Annotated in this window: 4 protein-coding genes and 1 pseudogene; 4 read left to right on the top strand and 1 reads right to left on the bottom strand. The window is 49.0% G+C overall.

All coding sequences use genetic code 11. The features are described from left to right. The 3 genes and pseudogenes from IQ219_RS16830 to IQ219_RS16840 all read left to right on the top strand — a co-directional run. A pseudogene (locus IQ219_RS16830) lies at positions 1-880 on the top strand (collagen-like protein); the annotation flags it as partial. A 630-nt stretch (positions 881-1,510) separates the two neighbouring features. Beyond that, complete coding sequence (locus IQ219_RS16835; RefSeq protein ID WP_194073368.1) at positions 1,511-1,702, top strand: hypothetical protein; 192 nt, start codon at positions 1,511-1,513, stop codon at positions 1,700-1,702. A 32-nt stretch (positions 1,703-1,734) separates the two neighbouring features. Beyond that, positions 1,735-2,751 (top strand): glycoside hydrolase family 10 protein, encoded by a 1,017-nt coding sequence (locus tag IQ219_RS16840; protein ID WP_194073369.1) that lies wholly within the window; start codon positions 1,735-1,737, stop codon positions 2,749-2,751. 91 nt (positions 2,752-2,842) lie between these two features. Here IQ219_RS16840 and IQ219_RS16845 read toward each other — a convergent pair whose 3' ends face one another. After that, the gene (locus IQ219_RS16845; protein ID WP_338116532.1) at positions 2,843-3,322 is read right to left on the bottom strand and encodes a TspO/MBR family protein; all 480 of its coding nucleotides are present in this window, start codon (positions 3,320-3,322) and stop codon (positions 2,843-2,845) included. 121 nt (positions 3,323-3,443) lie between these two features. On the opposite strand from IQ219_RS16845, the gene kaiC reads away from it, so the two are divergent. Then, positions 3,444-4,737, top strand: a 1,294-nt coding sequence (kaiC, locus tag IQ219_RS16850; protein ID WP_194073370.1) for a circadian clock protein KaiC, incomplete at its 3' end; no start/stop codon positions are given.

Consider the following 4,737-nt stretch of genomic DNA (forward strand, 5'->3'; position numbering starts at 1 on the left):
AACTTGTTCCGGTCGTCCGGGGGACAGTGGCTACCGTTGTTCCACCGAGGAATTCCGTTGTTTTAATGGTCTGAATGGCCGAGACGGGCGATCGGGTATTGCGGGGCAGGACGGTTTAACTGGACGGTTGACGGTGTTGAATCTAGACCGGCCCTTAGAGCCGGATCGACCCGGGACCACGGTGAGCTTAGATGTGTTAAAAAATCAGGGCTTTAATCTATCTAAAAATATTTGGGAAACCCGCCCAGGGGCGGCCCAGCTATTAGCTCCAGGCTCCGTCATTGCCGACGAATATTTAATCCTATTAGACCGCATAGAAAGGTCTTTTTTGGTGGTGTGGAATGCGCCCCAACCTTTTGAGCGTTTTGCTAACACCAATGTTAGTTTAACCCTGACTGAAGATAACCAAATTGCTCCGGAGTTACCAGGCAATCTCTGGCTAGAAGGGACCACACAGCAGAGAAATAATGTCACAGAATTTGTGGTTTACAATGCCATGTGGGAAGGGGATGCCACCAGTTTAGGACGTTTAACATTATCCGGTAGTGGCAATAATTTACAGCTCTCTCTGGTGGATGAAGCTAATCAGTCCAATTTGATGGCCACCAAGTTTAGGCTCAGGTATCGAGTGACCAATGAAGATCCCCGGTTTCGTCCCCCCTCCACCTATACCCTGCGCTATGAAGGTGAAATTGAAGATAACTTGGTCACAGTTAATGGCAATCAGTTCACCATTGATATTGGCCAGTTACCAATTCCCCCTAAGGATTTGGAGCCCGGTACAGGGGTAGAAATTGAGCTGGTGGCAGAAAGAACTTTTTCTGGTAACACCGCTGAACAAAAGCTGACTATTCGAGATTTAATTCGAGGTCGAAATTAAGAGAGTTTTACTAATTTCATCGACTTAGAACCGACCTGGAATGCAGTATTCAAGAACTTATATTTAGTTTGCTTGAGCTATTCACCATGGGGCTGAATATTTGAGGTATTGAGCAGAAGTGAATTACAGGAAATTTACTTCATCTGCTCCACGCTACCGTTTGACTGGGTGGTAAAGGCAATTTCCACCGGGGCGATATAACAAGACAACAAGGCCTTTAATGGCTGAATTTATCAAAAAACTGGGTCTAAAACCCCGTCCTTTAGGACGGCTTTTTGTTAAACTAAAAGGACCCATGCACCCAAGTGTGCAAAGAGAGGCAAGGTTGGCTATTCCCGCCATCTAGAATGCATGACCAAAAGGAAATACCTGGACACAGGGGCGTCATAGTCTAGGAATGGGAAAAGATAAACTAAAGATTTGTTCGGTCTGCGGTGGGGCACATCGTGGACGTTAAAAAAGATGCCTGTGGAGGGGAATCTGGACGGGGCTTTTGAACAGAGATGTTTTTAAGCTAGACAAACCCGATGAAGCAGGAATCCTCTGGCTTTAGGCAGAGGAGGATGTCAAATTTGCTCCATTGTCAATCGAGTTCCCGAAATTCCCCCTGGACCTGATGATGCACCTGAAATGCTTCCCCCAGCCCCAGAACCGGCGGCAGAGCTAGAGATACCAGAGCTTACCTACGATGCCCAACGGCAGGCTTTGTTGGAGGAACAGGAAAAGGAACGGCGGCTGTTTTATTTATTCGTGCAGGAATTGGAAGGCACAGGGGATTTACGCAAGTTACCCACGGCTTTACATGCCCCTTCCCGTTCTTAATTAATTTAGTTGTCCCAATGGCGATCGCCTAGATGAAAAAATTACTCAAATTTGCCAAGTGGCCGGCCCTGTTGGTGGGCATTATCTTCATGTTAGGGGCTTGCCACCGGGCTCCGTCCCGTACGGCTAACTCGCCCAAACATATGCGGGGGGTCTGGCTTACCGATGTGGGCACCATGGCATTAACCTACACCACCCTATTGGATGAAACCCTGCACCATATCAGTAAATCGGGCTATGACCGGGTTTATTTCAGTGTTTACGGTTTGCGGGGCCAACTTTATGCCACAAAACAACGGGGGGAACTAATTCCCAAACTGCCTTTGATCAATCCCATGGCTTCCATGGCCAGGGAATCCCGCCGCCAGGGCGTCAAACCCTACGCTTGGTTTGAATATGGCCTAATGTTGCCCCAATACGATCCCGTTGCTAAAAATAATCCAGATTGGCTATTGACCATGGCCAACGGTGAGCAGGTGATTGAAAATCATGGCATTCCCATGGTCTGGTTAGACCCCGCCCACCCCGGAGTGCAGGCCTACATCCTCGGTCACATTGACGACATTCTCCAAGAGCAATCCCTAGCCGGTATTCAACTAGATGACCATTGGGCTGTGCCCCGGCAATTTGGCGATCGCCAGCGGGATTTAACTGCCCTCACCGCTAAAGTTCATGAACGCATCAAAGCTAAAAATCCTGAATTGGCACTAAGTCTTTCCCCTAATCCCTACCAATTTTCCCGTAACGAGTACAACCAAGATTGGCTCGGTTGGGTCAGACAGGGCATCATTGACGAAGTCGTCGTGCAAGTTTACCGGTCTAGTCCGGCGGAAGTTCAACAAACCGTTGCCAAATCTGGCATTTATACCGCCTCCCGTTACGTGCCTGTGGGCATTGGCCTTTACACCGGCATCAAAGCTAAACCTTTCGATTTGCAAGCCATCAAAAACCAGATCCAGGCGGTGGAAGATCAAAACCTAGGCCATTCTCTTTTTGTCTGGGAATTTTTGGTGTTGAGGGCGATTAATGCCCGTCTCAATATCCTATGAATCCGATGAAATCCTCTCGGAGGGACAACATCAACAAACCAACCTCATTTTCCCCAGGCCTTTTGCTATAAACTTTTTCACGCCCTAGTCGCTAAATTTCCCCTGGGTTGAGGGGGATCATGGCCCAGGTAACATAGGTGCCAATGGGACTCCAGATTAAAAATGGTACCAAAAAACCAAAAGCAGTGGTGGAAACTTGGCTAACGGCGATCGCCAGGGCCAGACCGACAAAGAAACCCGTAGCACCGATAATACTGCCCACCCGCAAACTGCGAAGCTTGCACATGACGGGGGTATAGGCCATGATGGTCAACTCCAGCAAAAGATAGCCGACCATCAGTCCCCAGCGGTGCCCAGGGTCCATCGTTGCATTCCAGGCCAGGGTAGCGGAGACCGCTCCCGCAATGAAAATAGCAATCCAAATGAAGGGAATGACCCACTCGAAGGTTAGCCAAGGGGGGCGACGTAGGCGATTGAACCAGCGCAAATCCCTGGGGGATAGACGGTTACACACAAAGGCCAGGGCAAAAGCGATCAACCCAATCCACAGCCAAGCCGGAATCATAAACACTTTCCATTAACTTGTGCAAATTCTATCATTGCCCCCCGGCTGAGATCGGTGGTATCGGTGGCATTGTCAACACTGGTATAATTCCCGTTGGTTCCGAATACGAATAAGTGGCGGTGAACGGATGTTAGAGCAAGGGATAGATGGCATTGAGAAGTTGGAGACGGGTATTCCAGGCTTTGATTTTCTTTCCGATGGCGGTCTCCCCCTCGGCCGCGCCACCTTAATTGCCGGGACAGCGGGCAGTTCTAAAACTATTTTTGCCTGTCAATTTTTGGTGGAAGGTATACACCGTGGGGAAAATGGTGTTTTTGTCACTTTTGAGGAACCTCCCAGGGCCCTACGAAAAAATATGCGGGGTTTTGGTTGGGATATTCAGCAATGGGAAAATGAAGGTAAGTGGGTTTTTGTCGATGCTTCTCCCCAACCAGGCGATCGCCCCATTGTCAGCGGCGAATATGACCTAGGGGCCTTGATAGCCCGCATTGAACACGCTGTCCGCAAATATAAAGCCAGCCGCATTTCCCTCGACTCCTTGGGGGCAATTTTTAGCCACCTCACTGACAGTGCCCAGGTACGGAGTGACCTGTTTCGCCTGGCCTCTGCCCTACGGGAGTTGGAAGTCACCGCCATTATGACCGCAGAACGGGTGGAGGAATACGGTGAAATTAGTCGCTACGGGGTGGAAGAATTTGTGGCCGATAACGTGGTTATTGTCCGCAACGTTCTAGCCGATGAAAAACGCCGTCGCACCATTGAAATTCTCAAATACCGTGGCACCGACCACCAAAAGGGCGAATTTCCCTTCACCATCATCAACAAAAAGGGCATTGTTATCATTCCCCTGTCGGCGATCGAGCTCGAGCAAAAATCCTCCGACATCCGCATCACCTCCGGTAGTGAAGAATTAGACCGCATGTGCGGCAGTGGCTTTTTCCGGGATTCCATTATTCTGGTTTCCGGCGCTACGGGCACTGGTAAAACACTGATGGTGACTGAGTTTATGGACGGAGGGGTGGCCAATGGAGAACGCTGTTTAGTCTTTGCCTTTGAGGAAAGTCGAGAGCAGTTAATTCGTAACGCCACCGGCTGGGGAGTGGATTTCAAACAAATGGAAAAGGAAGGCAAACTAAAAGTGGTTTGTCGTTATCCAGAAACCACCAACTTGGAAAATCATCTGATCATGATGAAGGATATTATCCAAGAATTTAAGCCCAATCGGGTGGCGGTGGATAGTCTTTCCGCCCTAGAACGGGTTTCCACCCTGAAAAGTTTTCGCGAATTTATCATCGGCCTAACTTCCTTTATTAAGCAACAGGAAATTGGCGGTTTATTCACTTCTACTACCCCCAATTTATTAGGGGGAGCTTCCATCACCGATGCCCATATTTCCACCATTACCGATTCGATTATTCTTT

This window comes from Synechocystis sp. LEGE 06083 (genome assembly GCF_015207725.1).
GTDB classification, from domain to species: Bacteria; Cyanobacteriota; Cyanobacteriia; order Cyanobacteriales; family Microcystaceae; genus Synechocystis; species Synechocystis salina.

What these genes read in the sequence shown, in the direction of transcription:
- IQ219_RS16840 (WP_194073369.1), top strand. Translation starts at nt 1,735, where the DNA reads ATGAAAAAATTACTCAAATTTGCCAAGTGGCCGGCCCTGTTGGTGGGC.
- IQ219_RS16835 (WP_194073368.1), top strand. Translation starts at nt 1,511, where the DNA reads ATGCTTCCCCCAGCCCCAGAACCGGCGGCAGAGCTAGAGATACCAGAG.